Origin of the sequence: Sabulibacter ruber (genome assembly GCF_017355955.1) — a bacterium.
Lineage (GTDB): Bacteria > Bacteroidota > Bacteroidia > Cytophagales > Hymenobacteraceae > Nibribacter > Nibribacter ruber_A.
This window is the reverse complement of record NZ_JAFFID010000001.1, coordinates 2,441,672-2,456,130: the sequence shown is the minus strand read 5'-3', so window position 1 is coordinate 2,456,130 and position 14,459 is coordinate 2,441,672. Positions and strand designations below refer to the sequence as shown.

At 51.0% G+C, this 14,459-nt stretch carries 11 protein-coding genes; all 11 read left to right on the top strand.

Annotation, left to right across the window (positions count from 1 at the left end; all coding sequences use genetic code 11):
* Nucleotides 1–36 precede the first annotated feature (36 nt).
* The 11 genes from JT719_RS10005 (at nt 37) to JT719_RS09955 (ending at nt 14,314) form a co-directional block, all read left to right on the top strand.
* Nucleotides 37–852: a glycosyltransferase family 2 protein gene (locus tag JT719_RS10005; protein WP_207432864.1), complete on the top strand. Its 816-nt coding sequence runs from the start codon at nt 37–39 to the stop codon at nt 850–852.
* 77 nt (nt 853–929) lie between these two features.
* Nucleotides 930–1,460 (top strand): GNAT family N-acetyltransferase, encoded by a 531-nt coding sequence (locus JT719_RS10000; RefSeq protein WP_207432863.1) that lies wholly within the window; start codon nt 930–932, stop codon nt 1,458–1,460.
* Nucleotides 1,461–1,683: 223 nt separating this feature from the next.
* Nucleotides 1,684–2,988 carry a glycosyltransferase family 1 protein gene (locus JT719_RS09995; RefSeq protein ID WP_207432861.1) on the top strand — a complete coding sequence of 435 codons (1,305 nt, stop codon included), beginning with the start codon at nt 1,684–1,686 and terminating at the stop codon, nt 2,986–2,988.
* Nucleotides 2,989–3,153: 165 nt separating this feature from the next.
* Nucleotides 3,154–4,371, top strand: a complete 1,218-nt coding sequence (gene glf, locus JT719_RS09990; protein WP_207432860.1) for a UDP-galactopyranose mutase — start codon at nt 3,154–3,156, stop codon at nt 4,369–4,371.
* The gene (gene rfbD / locus JT719_RS09985) at nt 4,358–6,610 is read left to right on the top strand and encodes a dTDP-4-dehydrorhamnose reductase (protein ID WP_207432859.1); all 2,253 of its coding nucleotides are present in this window, start codon (nt 4,358–4,360) and stop codon (nt 6,608–6,610) included. Before glf ends, rfbD begins: the two co-directional genes overlap by 14 nt.
* 407 nt (nt 6,611–7,017) lie before the next feature.
* Nucleotides 7,018–10,398, top strand: coding sequence for a preprotein translocase subunit SecA (gene secA / locus JT719_RS09980; RefSeq protein ID WP_207432857.1), 3,381 nt, complete (start codon nt 7,018–7,020; stop codon nt 10,396–10,398).
* Complete coding sequence (deoC, locus tag JT719_RS09975) at nt 10,388–11,065, top strand: deoxyribose-phosphate aldolase (RefSeq protein WP_242693123.1); 678 nt, start codon at nt 10,388–10,390, stop codon at nt 11,063–11,065. Before secA ends, deoC begins: the two co-directional genes overlap by 11 nt.
* 11 nt (nt 11,066–11,076) lie before the next feature.
* Nucleotides 11,077–11,616, top strand: a complete 540-nt coding sequence (locus tag JT719_RS09970) for a sporulation protein (protein ID WP_207432856.1) — start codon at nt 11,077–11,079, stop codon at nt 11,614–11,616.
* Nucleotides 11,617–11,976: 360 nt separating this feature from the next.
* On the top strand, nt 11,977–12,237 hold the full coding sequence (locus tag JT719_RS09965; RefSeq protein ID WP_207432855.1) for a hypothetical protein: 261 nt from the start codon (nt 11,977–11,979) through the stop codon (nt 12,235–12,237).
* Between the two features lie 128 nt (nt 12,238–12,365).
* The gene (locus JT719_RS09960) at nt 12,366–13,571 is read left to right on the top strand and encodes a M20 metallopeptidase family protein (RefSeq protein WP_207432854.1); all 1,206 of its coding nucleotides are present in this window, start codon (nt 12,366–12,368) and stop codon (nt 13,569–13,571) included.
* 308 nt (nt 13,572–13,879) lie between these two features.
* Nucleotides 13,880–14,314, top strand: a complete 435-nt coding sequence (locus JT719_RS09955; protein ID WP_207432853.1) for an Hsp20/alpha crystallin family protein — start codon at nt 13,880–13,882, stop codon at nt 14,312–14,314.
* The last annotated feature ends 145 nt before the right edge of the window (nt 14,315–14,459 follow it).

The window sequence follows — 14,459 nt, the reverse complement described above, 5'->3', positions numbered from 1 at the left end:
GTCAGAAACAGTCATCCTTAAACCAACACTTCTTTCATGGCTTTACCTAAGTGTTCTCTCATTATCTCAACTTACAATTGGCCTAAGGCGTTAGACCTCTGTCTGCAGAGTGTGGCCAGGCAAGTTCTATTGCCTCAGGAAGTATTGATTGCCGATGATGGGTCTGGGCAGGAAACCAGGGAATTGATAGAGCACTTCCAGAAGCGGTTTCCGGTTCCGTTAATTCATGTGTGGCATCCCGATAACGGATTCCAGAGGTCCATGATCCTGAACAGGGCCATTGCCCAGGCCAAAGAACCTTACATTGTACAAGTAGACGGCGATGTCATTCTGCACCCTAAGTTTCTGCAGGACCATCTTACCATGGCAACTCCCGGGCGCTTTCTGGCTGGTGGCAGAATCAATCTCAGCGAAGAATTTACCCGTGAAATACTGGATAAGTCTATCATCAACTTCAGCCTAAGGGATATAAGCAAAACCAGTAACCTTTTCAATGGTTTGCGTTCGGGATTGCTCAGGAGATTTCTGGCCAATCGGTACAAACTGACGGGGAAGAATAAATATTACGTGAAAGGCTGTAACATGTCTTTCTGGCGGAAAGACCTTCTGGCCGTGAATGGCTATAATGAAAACTATACGGGTTGGGGACCAGAAGACAGTGAAATAGCGGCCCGCCTCATGAATACAGGTATCCGGAAGATGTCCCTTAAAATGGGCGGAGTGCAGTACCACCTGCACCATCCGTATGTAGATACCAGCCGCAAGGCCATAAACGAGGAGTTGCTGCGCACTACCATTCAGACCAACATCACCTACTGCCCCATTGGGCTTGATCAGTACCTGGCAAAATAGCCACTAATGGGGCTGCCTTTTCCAGTCAGAAGAATGGCAGCCCTGTTTTACGCTTTGTTTTCCTAAACTTGCCGCTTATGCTGCAAACCCAACGGATTTTCCTGCGCGCCCTAGAACCCTCTGATCTTGAGTTTCTCTACCAGTTTGAGAACGATACCTCATTATGGTCGGTGAGTCTGTCTGTGGCGCCCTTTTCTAAGGACGTGTTGAGGCAATATCTGGAGAATGCCGCCGCAGACATTTACGCAGCCCGGCAACTCAGACTGATGATCTGCCTTCAGCAGGAAAGCACCGTAGTAGGTACCGTTGACCTGTTTGACTTTGACCCCATGCACCGCCGGGCCGGCGTGGGGATTGCTTTGGCAGCGCCGCATAGAGGCCAGGGCTACGGGGCAGAAACGCTCCAGATTCTGGAAGAATATGCCGCCCAGGTACTGCAATTGCACCAACTCTATTGCTCGGTTTCTCAGGAAAATTCAACTAGTTTAAAGCTATTCCGGCAAGCCGGATTTCAGGAGATTGGTGTCCGGAAAGAGTGGCTCAGGACCGCCCAAGGGTGGCAGAATGTGGTGGAATTCCAGAAAATCCTGTCTGATTTATTTGACTGATGCTGAGTAGGATGGAGTAAATACGGAGGCATAACACGGGGGTAAAACGCATTAAAGTTTAGTGGATTAATACGGTATTTTGCCGTTTTTCCTATTGATTTCAAGGGTAAATCCAAAAGAATGCAGCCTTTTTTGGCTTGCCTACGTAAGCTAGGTTAAAAAAAGAAAAAGACGCTTGTGGCGCTTTTTCTAAGAACCCACTCATCCTAACTCGCATTCGATTATGTTTGACCTAGACACAGATTTCATCCCCGGCGGGGGAAGTAGCTCTTCTTCGTCTGAACCCGAGGTAACTTCTTCCAGCGCCTATTCATCTTTCGTGAACAATACTCCCAAAGTGTCTTCCAAACCAGTGTCAGTATCTGATATTCCTAGTTTGGAGTCATACCTCGCGTCTGTCTCGGCCATTATTTGTTTGTCGCATCTTCGGTGGGATTTCGTGTACCAGCGTCCGCAACACCTTTTGTCCCGTTTTGCCAAGCATACACCCATCTTTTTCTTTGAAGAACCCTATTTCTATGAAAACGCCCAGCCGCGGCTGGAGATGAAAGAGCGGGAAAACGGCCGTTTAACTATTGTAATAGCGCATTTGCCAACTGGGTTAACTCCAGAAGAGTCTGATGCCAAGCAAATTGAGCTGCTGAATGAGTTCATGGCAGACCGTGATCTGGATAACACCGTATTTTGGTACTATACTCCTATGGCGTTGGAGATTTCTCGCCAGTTCAACCCGGCTTTGACGGTATTTGATGTTATGGACGAGTTGTCTGCGTTCAAGTTTGCGCCACCAAGGCTGCTTGAACTGGAGGCAGAGCTTATTGCCAAAGCAGATATTCTGTTTACCGGTGGCCAGAGCTTGTATGAAGCTAAGAAAGATCGGCACAAAGAAGTGTACGCTTTCCCTAGCAGCATTGACAAAACGCACTTTGCCCAGGCACGCCAGCCCCAGACAGATCCAGAAGATCAGGCAAAAATCCCTCACCCACGTATGGGATTCTTTGGGGTGGTAGATGAGCGTTTTGACATTGAATTGCTACGCGAAGTAGCGAACGCACGCCCTGAGTGGCAGTTTGTCATCATTGGCCCGGTTGTGAAAATAGATCCGGCGGTGCTGCCAAACAGTTCAAACATCCATTACCTGGGTGGTAAAAGCTATCAGGAACTGCCTTCTTACCTGGCCGGCTGGGATGTAGCCATGTTGCTGTTCGCCCACAATGACTCTACCAAATACATTAGCCCAACCAAAACCCCAGAGTATCTGGCTGCTGGTAAACCAGTGGTTTCTACCTCTATCAGAGATGTAGTGCGGCCTTACGGAGATTTGAACCTGGTACAGATAGCCGATGGCGCCAAAGACTTTGAAGCCGCCATTGAGAGAGCCCTTACCCAAAAAGACGATAAAGCCTGGATGCGGAAGACAGATGATTATCTGGCGGGCATCTCCTGGGACAAAACCTGGCAGAACATGGTACGCCTGATGCAATGCGTATCTGACGAAAAGAAGAAAAACGCTTCTGCCGCTAAATAACGAGCACTGTCTAACAAAGGATCTGCGCGTTTCTTCTCTGTTTTTAAACTATTAACCAGAAAACAGCTGTAAAACGCTGCCCCAATTTCTGCTCCCCCGGAGCGTGAGCGGGAGAGGTATGACGTACAACCACTATACAATTAAAAATTTTAGCCAAATAATTATATGTTCGACTATCTGATTGTAGGAGCAGGATTTGCCGGGAGCGTACTAGCCGAGCGTTTAGCTACGTATTCCAATAAAAAGGTATTAATCATAGACAAACGCCCTCATATTGCCGGTAATGCCTATGACCATTATAACGAAGATGGGATTCTTGTACACAAGTACGGCCCGCACATCTTCCACACCAACTCCAAAGAAGTATTTGAATACCTGGGTCAGTTCACCGAGTGGAGACCCTATGAGCACCGCGTGTTAGCCAGTGTAGACGGGCAGCAGGTGCCCATGCCCATCAACCTGGATACCATCAACAAACTGTATGGCCTGAATCTTACTTCTTTTGAGCTGGATAAGTGGTTTGAGTCTGTGGCAGAGAAAGTGCCGGTGATCAAGACCTCAGAAGATGTGGTGGTAAGCAAAGTGGGCCGCGAGCTCTATGAGAAGTTCTTCAAGAACTATACCCGTAAACAGTGGGGCATGGACCCATCTGAGCTGGATAAGTCAGTGACTTCGCGGGTACCAACGCGCACCAACCGCGATGACCGCTACTTCACAGACACCTACCAGGCCATGCCGTTGCACGGGTTCACCAAGATGTTTGAGAACATGCTGAACCATCCAAACATCAAGATCATGCTCAACACAGACTATCACGAGATCATTGACGTGATTCCGTTTAAAGAGATGATCTACACCGGGCCAATTGATGAGTACTTTGACTTCAAGTACGGCAAACTGCCTTACCGCTCATTAGAGTTCAAACACGAGACCGTGAACAAAGAAGTGTTCCAGCCGGTGGCAGTAGTGAATTATCCAAATGAGCAGTTGTACACCCGCGTAACAGAGTTCAAATACCTGACCGGGCAACAACACACTAAAACCAGTTTGGTGTACGAGTTCCCGCGGGCCGAGGGAGATCCTTACTATCCTGTTCCAAAACCAGAGAATGCTGAGCTCTACAATAAGTACAAAAAGCTGGCCGATGCCACCCCTAACGTACACTTTGTAGGCCGCTTGGCAACTTACAAATACTACAACATGGACCAGGTAGTGGCCCAGGCGCTTACCCTGCACAAGAAACTCACTGAGAAAGAGAAGATCACGTTGCCGGTAGTAGATGGCGTAGATGTTCTGCCAAAAGTTGTGCGCGAAGCCCTGAACGGAACTTCTGCCACCGTAAACGGAAGTGCCACCAAACTGAGCGCGAATGGCAAACATTGAGCTTTGGGGCGGCGTTGAGTGTACCGTAAACCGCGTAGGAAAGCAGTACTTTGATCAGCTTCTGCAAAGCGGTCATGCCCACCGGATTACAGATCTAGATCTGTTTGCTGACCTGGGCCTGAAGAAGATACGGTACCCGGTGTTGTGGGAAAGTGTAGCCCCTGAGCATCCAGAACAATACAACTGGACATGGGCCACCGAACGCCTGAACAGACTTCGGGAGCTTAACATAGATCCTATCGTGGGGCTGCTGCATCATGGCAGCGGCCCCCGATATACCAGCCTCGTAGACGAGGAATTCCCCCAGAAATTTGCGCAGTACGCGCGTGCCGTGGCCCAGCAGTTCCCTTGGGTTACGTATTACACTCCCATCAATGAACCGCTCACTACTGCCCGGTTCAGTGCGTTGTATGGCTTATGGTATCCTCACGCAAAAGATGACCTCTCCTTTGTCAAAGCTTTACTCAATCAGGTAAACGCCACCCGGCTGGCCATGAAGGCCATCAGGGAAATAAATCCCAACGCTAAACTTATCCAGACCGATGACCTGGGCTACTCGCACAGCACGCCTGCGCTGCAGTACCAGGCAGACTTTGAGAACAACCGCCGCTGGTTGTCCTGGGATCTGCTCTGCGGCAAAGTAGACCAGCAGCACCCGCTTTGGGGATATCTGCTCAAGGCCAAAGTTCCTGAATCTGTTTTGCTGGAGTTGGTGGCAGACCCTTGCCCGCCTGATGTGATAGGCGTGAACTACTACGTAACCAGTGAGCGCTACCTTGACGAACGCATCATTGACTACCCCTGGCATACGCACGGCAGCAACCATAAAGAACGCTACGCCGATGTGGAAGCCGTTCGGGTTCAATCAGCGAACCCGTTAGGGGCCCAGAAAATTCTGGAACAGGTGTGTGACCGCTATGACATTCCGGTGGCCATAACCGAAGCCCATCTCTGCTGCACCCGTGAGGAGCAGATGCGCTGGTTTGCCGAGGTCTGGGATTCTGCCTCGCTTTTGCGAAAGCAGGGCAAAAACATTCTGGCCGTAACCGCCTGGACATTACTGGGTGCCTATGACTGGAACAGCCTGCTTACCCACAACAACGGGCATTATGAGATAGGCGTATTTGACCTGCGCGGCGGCGTGCCTGCCCAAACGGCGGTCTCCAGGTTCCTGAGCGGATTAGCCACCGACCAGGAACGCCATCCATTGCTCAAGATTGATGGCTGGTGGAAACGAGCCTGCCGCAGTGTGTATCCGCCTTTGTCTGAATGCCCTGAGGTCTGGGATTTGTCTGTCAATCAACAGAAGAAGCAGGAAAACCCCTCGGTGCAGCCGCTGTTGATTACCGGCGCTACCGGCACACTGGGCCGGGCTTTCGCTCGGGTTTGTGATATCAGAGGTATTCCGTATGTGTTGCTTTCCCGCCAGGAGATGGATATTTCAGACGCAGCTTCGGTAGAGAAGGTGTTGCAGAAATACAGGCCCTGGGCGTTGGTGAATACGGCTGGCTACGTGCGCGTAGATGAGGCAGAACGCGAGCCAGAAGCCTGTTACCGGGAGAATGCCTTAGGGCCGGCTGTGCTTGCCAAAGCCTGTGCCGCCAGTCAGGTTGCTCTGGTTACATTCTCTTCTGACCTGGTCTTTGACGGGGAGAAGGGAGCTCCATACCTGGAGGAGGACCTGCCCAATCCATTGAACGTGTATGGCAGCAGCAAAACCCTGGCAGAAGAGCATTTGCTTAAGACCATGCCCGAGGCGCTGATTATCAGAACCAGTGCGTTCTTCGGGCCATGGGATGAGCATAACTTTGTGTACCAGGCGTTGCGCGCTATCTCGCAGCAGAAGGTTTTCCAGGCAGCGGCAGATGCCGTAATCACGCCTACCTACGTGCCAGATCTGGTGAATGCTACCTTGGATTTGCTCATTGACGGTGAAAGTGGCATCTGGCATCTGGCGAACCAAGGCAACTGCACCTGGGCCGAATTGGCGGAGCTTGCTGCCAAGCTGGCCGGTTTAGAGGCAAGTCCCTGGCTGAAGCCTGTACCGCAGGAAACAATGCAATGGCTTGCTGCAAGACCAGCTTACTCGGTTTTAGGAACAGGCAAAAGAGCTATTTTGCCCACCCTGGAAGATGCTCTCAACCGCTACCTTTTAGCTACCGAGTTCCCCGTTAGGCCCTCTTTGCCGCCGCAGGAAGAAGAAGTGCAGGTGGAAAGAAGACTCTCGGCCGGCGCTTAGAATTTTGTATCCAATTTTGTTCCGTTTCCGGGCTGTTTTGACCAAAACAGCCCGGAAACGGAGTTTTTGTTTTATAGCTAGAGCAGTCTTCAACCTCCTGTTTATAACCTTGAAAGCTGGCCCTGTCTTCAGGTGGTTTTCATTCCTTAAGCAAATGAACTGCGGGTTTCAGGAGTGAGTGGGTAAAATAAGAACAGCTTCATTTTTTCTTATTTTCAAAAAAGCGGTCCTAAAACAGGAACCACCGTTGCCTTTGTTCGCCATTTTTGCCAGATTTCAACTTTCTCTGACATCCCGTCAGGCTTAGGGCACTATTGTGTAAGTGGTATTGTTTTAGCTAGATAGAAAATTGTCGGAAAAACCGCGTATTTTTGAAATTGAATCAAGTACATCTTAAATAACACTTTATGTTTGATTTTTTTGGGAAGACGGTCGCCAAGATTTTCGGAACCAAATCGGATCGGGATATCAAGGGCGTACTGCCGTATGTGACGCTCATCAACCAGGAGTTTGCCCAACTGGCTTCTCTTTCTGATGACCAATTGCGGAACCGTACGCAGGAGGTGCAAGCCACCATTGCCGAGCGCCTGAAACCCATTGATGATAAAATAAACGCGCTTCACCAGCGTATTGAGAACGAGCCCGAGCTGGACATCGCCGACAAAGAGGAGATCTTCATCCAGATTGACGAGCTTGAGAAAGACCGCAACAAAGACCTGGAAGTGGTGCTCCTGGAAGTGCTGCCGCAGGCCTTTGCCATTGTGAAAGAAACTGCCCGCCGTTATAAAGAGAACGGGCAACTGGTGGTTACCGCCACTGACTTTGACCGCAACCTGTCCGCCCTCAAACCCAACGTACAGATCCAGGGCGATAAAGCCGTTTGGCTGAACCGATGGATTGCCGCTGGCAACGAGGTTACCTGGGACATGGTGCACTATGACGTGCAGCTGATTGGTGGTATTGTCTTGCACCAGGGTAAAATTGCCGAGATGGCGACTGGTGAGGGTAAAACCCTGGTGGCTACCTTGCCATCTTTCCTGAACGCCCTGGCCAAGCGCGGCGTGCACGTGGTAACCGTGAACGACTACCTGGCCAAGCGTGACTCTGAGTGGATGGCGCCGTTGTTTGAATTCCACGGCATCACCATTGACTGTATTGACAAGCACCAGCCAAACACCGATGCCCGCCGCAACGCGTACCTGGCCGACATCACCTACGGTACCAACAACGAGTTCGGGTTTGACTACCTGCGCGACAACATGTCTCGTGAAACCAGTGAGCTGGTACAGCGCAAGCACCACTACGCCATGGTGGATGAGGTGGACTCTGTATTGATTGACGATGCCCGTACGCCATTGATCATCTCTGGTCCGGTGCCGCGCGGCGATGAGCACGAGTTCTACGTGTTGAAGCCACGCGTGGCTGCCCTGGTAGAAGCCCAACGTAAACTGGTGAGCAACTACCTGGTAGAAGCCAAGCGTCTCATTAAAGAAGGAAACGAGAAAGAAGGCGGTCTGGCTTTGTTCAGAGCGTACCGCGGTTTGCCTAAAAACAAGCCGTTGATCAAGTTCCTGAGCGAAACCGGCGTACGCCAGATTCTGTTGAAAACAGAGGCATACTATCTACAAGACCATGCCCGTCAGATGCCAGAGGCCGACAAGCCTTTGTACTTCACCATTGACGAGAAACATAACCAGATTGAACTCACCGAGAACGGGATTGACCTGATCACCGGTCAGGGCGAAGATCCGCATCTGTTCATTCTGCCAGACATCGGAACAGAGTTGGCCAACATTGAAGGCCACAAAGAACTGTCTGCTGAAGATAAACTGCACCAGAAAGAGCGCCTGATCCAGGAGTACCAGGAGAAATCGCAGCGTGTGCACACCATCAACCAGTTGCTCAAAGCCTACACCTTGTTCGAGAAAGATGTAGAGTACATCGTGACCGAAGACCGCAAGGTGAAGATTGTAGATGAGCAGACCGGCCGCGTGATGGAGGGCCGTCGTTATTCAGACGGTTTGCACCAGGCCATTGAAGCCAAGGAAAACGTGCGCGTAGAAGATGCCACGCAAACCTACGCTACGGTAACCTTGCAGAACTACTTCCGGATGTACCACAAACTGGCTGGTATGACCGGTACCGCGGAAACTGAAGCTGGTGAGTTCTGGGAAATCTATAAACTGGACGTGGTGGTGATTCCTACTAACCGTCCTATCTCCCGCAAAGACGAGCACGACAAGGTCTACAAGACCATGCGTGAGAAATACAACGCCGTGGCCGAGGAAATCCAGGAGCTGACCAAGCTGGGCCGTCCGGTACTGGTAGGTACTACTTCCGTGGAGATCTCTGAGCTGGTGAGCCGTATGCTGAAGCTGCGCGGTATCCCGCACCAGGTATTGAACGCGAAACACCACCAACGCGAAGCCGAAGTGGTGGCCGAAGCCGGTAAGGCGGGCACCGTGACCATCGCTACCAACATGGCGGGGCGTGGTACCGACATTAAACTGACACCGGAATCAAGAGCTGCGGGTGGTCTGGCCATCATTGGTACAGAGCGTCACGAGTCTCGCCGGGTAGACCGTCAGTTGCGTGGTCGTTCTGGCCGCCAGGGTGATCCGGGATCTTCTCAGTTCTTCGTGTCACTGGAAGACAGCCTAATGCGTCTGTTCGGTTCTGACCGCATTGCCCGCCTGATGGACCGCATGGGTCTGGAGGAAGGCGAAGTGATTCAGCACTCCATGATCACCAACTCTATTGAAAGAGCGCAGAAGAAAGTGGAGGAGAACAACTTCGGAACGCGTAAGCGCCTGTTGGAGTACGATGACGTGATGAACGCCCAGCGCGAGGTGGTGTACAAGCGCCGCCGCAACGCCCTGTACGGCGAGCGTCTGGAGCTGGACATCTGGAACATGATCTATGATACCGCTGAGGACATTGTACAGACCTACAAAGCCACCGGTAACCATGAAGACTTCCTGCTGCACATCATCAGAGTGTACGGCTTCAACTCGGCTATCACGGCTACTGAGTTAACCAACCAGTCTGCTGAGGTGTTGATGGATCGCCTGTACAACGAGGCGCTTGATTTCTACCTGAACAAGAACCAGCAGATCATGAACCACGCGGCCCCCATCATGGCCGATATCTACGAGAACCGTGGTCCTATGATTGAGAACATTGCCGTACCGTTCACCGATGGCCGCAAGCAGGTAACTGCTATTGCTAATCTAGAGAAAGTGGTAAGCACCCACGGCCGTGAGCTGATCAAGACGGTAGAGAAAGTGATCACGCTGGCTACCATTGACCAGGCCTGGACGCAGCACCTCCGCGAGATGGATGACCTGAAGCAGAGCGTGCAGAATGCGGTGTATGAGCAGAAAGATCCGTTGTTGATCTACAAATTTGAGTCTTTTGAGCTGTTCAAGCGCATGATCAGCAAGGTGAACGAAGAAACCGTTTCCTTCCTGTTCAAGGCAGATCTTCCGGTACAGCAGGAGCAACCCGCTCCGGTGCAGGAAGCCCGTCCGCAGCAGGCGCCAAGACCTCCAAAACTGCATGAGCAGAAAGAAGAAGTGCATTCTACGCTGGAAGAACCAACGCAAGGCATGCCGTCTATGCCGCAGGCAGCTGCTCCTAAGCAGACGCCTGTGAGAGCTGAGAAGCATGCTGGCCGTAACGACCGTGTGAACGTGATGTATTCTGATGGCCGCGTACTCAAAGACGTAAAGTTCAAAAACGTAGAAAACGATTTGCTCAACAACCGTTGCGTACTCATTGAAGACTAACGTAAACGTACCCATATTTCCGGAACAGAGCCTGGCACCGTATATAGACCATACGGTGCTCAGGCCTGATACCACCCAAGCCATGGTGGCACAACTCTGCCAGGAAGCGATTCAGCATCGGTTCGCGGCAGTGTGCGTGCCACCTTGCTTTGTGCGCCAGGCGGTAGCCGCCCTGCAGGATACCGGGGTGAAAGTAGCCACCGTAGTGGGTTTCCCGCTGGGCTACCAATTAACCAAAGTGAAGTTTTTTGAAGCGCACCAGGCCTTGTCTGAGGGAGCCAATGAGATTGACGTGGTCATGAACATTGCCGCGTTCAAATCTGGCAAGCATGAGGAGGTAGTCTCTGAACTGCAGGAACTCAGCACGCTGTGCCACTTCAAAAGCTCCATCCTGAAGGTGATCATTGAAACCGCTCTGCTTTCCCCTGAGGAGATTGTGCAGGTCTGCAAACTCTGTGTGGAAGCGGAGGTGGACTACGTGAAGACCTCTACCGGATTTGCCGCCACCGGGGCGCAGATAGAAGATGTGGTGCTGATGCGCGCCAACTTACCCAAACATATTAAGATCAAGGCATCGGGCGGAATCAAAACCAAGGAAGCTGCCCTTGCGTTGGTGAACGCAGGAGCGGACCGGATTGGAACATCTTCCGGCGTTTCATTGCTATGACTTGGAGAAACATGACATCCAGATTTTTTGCTTTCCTTTGCTTTGGTGCCATGATGAGTTGCGCCGCCACCGGCAGCAGCTCCGGTACTTCTGACGGCAACGGTTCTGCCTCGGTAGAAACCCGTTCCACCAAGAAGAGCGGTGGCACGGCTACCAACATTGATACCAGGAAGTACCGCACCACTTTCCCGGCTGCTCCTTCCAATAGCTCAGCCCCAGCTGCACCAGCGGCCCCTACCAACCACGTGCGGGAACAGGTTTCTCTGCTGATGGACAGTGTGGCACAGGTGAACAGAAACATCAAGTATGCGGCGGGGTACCGTATTCTGGCCTATACCGGCGTGGAGCGTCAAACGGCCATGAATTTGCGCAACAACATCATCCGCCGGTTGCCGGAGGAGAAAGACTATCTCACCTACAAGCAGCCTACTTACCAGTTGAAGATCGGTGACTATTTCACTAGGGTAGAGGCCCAGGCGGCACTGGCAAAAATCCAGGATTTGCTGCCCAACGCACTCCTGGTTCAGGAGACCATCAACATCCCGAAATAAGCGGTACGTTCATTTTTTTCATCCTCCGTTTTAAGGCTCTTTTTAAGAAATCAGCCTTGAATCGGAGGATTTTTTTATGCTTTCTGCTTTCCTGCAGGTTCCCTGGTTTGTGCAGGGAAGAACTAAGGAGAAATAACTTGGAGATGGATGTACTCTGCAAGGGGCAATATCTTATGGGTAGGGTGAGATCCTTAGTCCTTCAGTTGAGACTCATTTGTCTGCTTGTATTACTGTGGAATTCGGGATTGTACGTAGTAATGGGGGGGGGGATACTGAAAATAGGGTGTTAAATACCTAAATATCAGTCTGCTCAGTTGAGGGAGTCCAAAATCTTCGTAGGTTTACCTACACTGGTTTGCAATGGAAGGAAAAGACTTAATTATATCAAATTTGTTCTCAAGGGTAGGAGGCTTTGCAGAGCCCGAAGACCATCCTACTTCTTCCTGCCAGCTTGCCAAAGACACCCATCTGTCTCTGGAACAGGTGTTGCTCCTTTGTGAGGAACTCGCCGGGGAGGGCTTGTTAGCCATCAGTCCATTGAATAGTCCTCCGCTTATCTACTTAACCATTACGGGGGTGGCCCGGGCCCGAAGAATCCATACTGCCACCATTGGTTCCTGATTAAGCTATTTCCATTGCTACCGGAGAGAGGCTTGCTGTTTTTGCCGTGTTTTCTGGAAAGCACTGTAAAAACGGCAGTTTCGTTTTATAGCCGTACCTTTGCCTGTCAAGAGTACAGCTAAATTCTTATGTCACAACTTCCCAATCATATACAGCAGTTGGCCAGGAAATACGCGGCAGACACCATCTCCACTCGGCACCACCTGCACCAAAACCCAGAGCTATCCTTTCAGGAGTTTGAGACCTCGGCGTACGTGTTCCGGAAACTGCAGGAGTACGGCCTGGAGCCGGAGCGCCTCACCCAAACCGGCGTGGTGGCCCTGGTCAAAGGCAGAAACCCCGAGAAAGCCACCACTGCCCTCCGCGCCGATTTAGATGCCCTGCCCATTCTGGAGACGAATGAGGTGGAATACAAATCCCGGAACGAAGGGGTGATGCACGCCTGCGGCCATGATGTGCACACTTCATCGCTCTTAACTACTGCCCGTATTCTGCACGAGCTGCGCGATGAGTTTGAAGGTACCGTTAAGTTGATTTTCCAGCCCGGCGAGGAGAAGTTCCCGGGCGGCGCGTCTCTGATGATCAAGGAAGGCGTGTTGGAAAACCCGGCACCGCAGAGCATCATGGGGCAGCACGTGTTTCCGTTTCTGCCTGCTGGTAAAGTGGGTTTCCGGTCTGGGATGTACATGGCCTCCGCAGATGAAATCTACATCACCGTGAAAGGCAAAGGCGGTCATGGTGGCCTGCCCGAGCAACTGGTGGACCCGGTGTTGATTTCTGCCCACCTGTTGGTAGCGCTTCAGCAGATTGTGAGTCGTAGGGCCAACCCTAAGGTGCCATCGGTGTTGTCGTTCGGGAAAGTGATTGCCAACGGCGCAACCAACGTGATTCCCGGCGAAGTGAAAATAGAAGGCACTTTCCGGACCATGGACGAGGTTTGGCGTGCCGAGGCCAAGCAGAAAATCAAGAAACTGGCCGAGGGGCTGTGCGAAAGCATGGGCGGCTCCTGCGAGATCAACATCATGGATGGCTATCCGTTCCTGAAAAACGATCCGGCCCTGGTTTCCCGCGCTCGTGCCGCCGCTGAGGCTTACTTAGGCCCGGAAAACGTGGTGGAACTGGATATGTGGATGGCCGCCGAGGATTTCGCTTACTATTCCCAGCAAACCGATGCCTGTTTCTACCGCCTGGGAACCCGCAATGAGGCGCAAGGCATCACCTCCGGCGTACACACGCCTACCTTCAACGTAGATGAAGACGCCCTGGAAGTGGGCAGTGGTCTCATGGCGTGGCTGGCCATCAATGAATTGCGGGAACTAGCCTCACAAGCGTAGCTCTGATCTAAAGGTTATAAACCCCTGCGTTTTGCGGTTGCTTCTTGGAAAAGAGCCTCAAAACGCAGGGGTTTTTCTTGGCATAGGCTAGTCTCACAAGTGGCAAGACCTTATTTTCAGAAAAGGAACTGACGCTTTTTAAGCTTTTAAACTGAAGAATAAAGACAATGTGTCTTGTTTTGGTAAATTCTAATGTTTTAATGGTGTCTTTGTGTCAGTAAATGGGCTGTTTTCTCAATTGGTACAGAATTTATGAATAGGTAAGTATCCAATTGAAATTGAAACTACAAACCCAAGAAATAAAGACAATGGCAACTGTAAAACAACATCCGGTATTGCAAAACAGAGTTCCTCAGACGTTCAGCAGCTTGTTAGATACCTTCTTCAATGATGCTGTAAGCAACCGTCGTGTGCAAGGCTTCACTCCGGCCGTAGACCTTTGGGAAACCGAAGCTACCTACGAGATGGAAGTAGCCTTACCAGGTCTGAAGAAAGAGAACATCAACGTGGAGTTTGAAGAAGGCGTGCTGCGGGTAAGCGGTGAGCGTACCTTCAACAAGGAAACCAGAGAGCACAAATACCACAGAGTAGAAAACCTGTACGGTAAGTTCAGACGCTCTTTCCAACTGCCAGAAAACGTAGATGCCTCTGCAATTGATGCTCAGTTTGAGAACGGCGTGCTGCACATCTCTGTTCCTAAAGTGGAAGAGAAAGTAGTAAAACACCAGATCTCTGTGAAGTAATCAGAGAGTGTTAAAGAAAAGTTAAAAAGGCGCTAAATGGCGCCTTTTTGGCTTAGTCTTTGTTGATTTAAGCATACTTGTTTTACTATTTTAGCGTTACCCACGTACCGGTTAGATTTACCTTCGTATTGATTATAAACAGGTC

Coding starts and splice junctions, on each gene's coding strand:
- JT719_RS10005 (WP_207432864.1), top strand. CDS start 37: ATGGCTTTACCTAAGTGTTCTCTCATTATCTCAACTTACAATTGGCCT.
- JT719_RS10000 (WP_207432863.1), top strand. CDS start 930: ATGCTGCAAACCCAACGGATTTTCCTGCGCGCCCTAGAACCCTCTGAT.
- JT719_RS09995 (WP_207432861.1), top strand. CDS start 1,684: ATGTTTGACCTAGACACAGATTTCATCCCCGGCGGGGGAAGTAGCTCT.
- glf (WP_207432860.1), top strand. CDS start 3,154: ATGTTCGACTATCTGATTGTAGGAGCAGGATTTGCCGGGAGCGTACTA.
- rfbD (WP_207432859.1), top strand. CDS start 4,358: ATGGCAAACATTGAGCTTTGGGGCGGCGTTGAGTGTACCGTAAACCGC.
- secA (WP_207432857.1), top strand. CDS start 7,018: ATGTTTGATTTTTTTGGGAAGACGGTCGCCAAGATTTTCGGAACCAAA.
- JT719_RS09970 (WP_207432856.1), top strand. CDS start 11,077: ATGACATCCAGATTTTTTGCTTTCCTTTGCTTTGGTGCCATGATGAGT.
- JT719_RS09965 (WP_207432855.1), top strand. CDS start 11,977: ATGGAAGGAAAAGACTTAATTATATCAAATTTGTTCTCAAGGGTAGGA.
- JT719_RS09960 (WP_207432854.1), top strand. CDS start 12,366: ATGTCACAACTTCCCAATCATATACAGCAGTTGGCCAGGAAATACGCG.
- JT719_RS09955 (WP_207432853.1), top strand. CDS start 13,880: ATGGCAACTGTAAAACAACATCCGGTATTGCAAAACAGAGTTCCTCAG.